Origin of the sequence: Streptomyces sp. SID12501, assembly GCF_010550245.1 — a bacterium.
Lineage (GTDB): Bacteria > Actinomycetota > Actinomycetes > Streptomycetales > Streptomycetaceae > Streptomyces.
Map to the genome: position 1 here is coordinate 1 of NZ_JAAGLU010000437.1, position 508 is coordinate 508.

Consider the following 508-nt stretch of genomic DNA (forward strand, 5'->3'; position numbering starts at 1 on the left):
TCTCCATGAGCGACATGTTCGGCGAGTCGTCGATGAACAGAGGGGCCTCGCTGATGCGGCCCATGGTCGCGGCGATCTTCGCCCAGTCCTCCTCGCCCATCTGCCCGGTACGCAGCTTCTGCAGGTGCACGCGCGCCTCGGCGGACAGCAGACGCATCGTGATCTCGTTGCGGCTCATCTCGAGCGAGAACACGACGGCGGCCATGTCGTGCTTGATCGCGGCCGACCGGACGATGTCGATTCCGACGGTCGACTTGCCGATGGCCGGACGGGCCGCGATGACGATCATCTGCCCCGGGTGCAGGCCGTTCGTCAGGCGGTCCAGGTCCGAGAACCCGGTCGGCACGCCGATCATGCCCTCGCCGCGGTGCCCCGCGGCCTCGATCTCGTCGACCGTGCCGCCGATGATCTCCGACAGCGGCAGGTAGTCCTCGGACGCGCGGCGCTCGGTGACGGCGTAGACCTCGGCCTGCGCGTTGTTGACGAGCTCGTAGAGGTCGCCGCCGTC

1 protein-coding gene is annotated in these 508 nt (G+C 68.3%); it reads right to left on the reverse strand.

Annotation, left to right across the window (positions count from 1 at the left end):
- A partial coding sequence (locus G3I71_RS46640; RefSeq protein ID WP_275409443.1) for a DnaB-like helicase C-terminal domain-containing protein occupies positions 1 to 508 on the reverse strand: 508 nt, incomplete at both ends.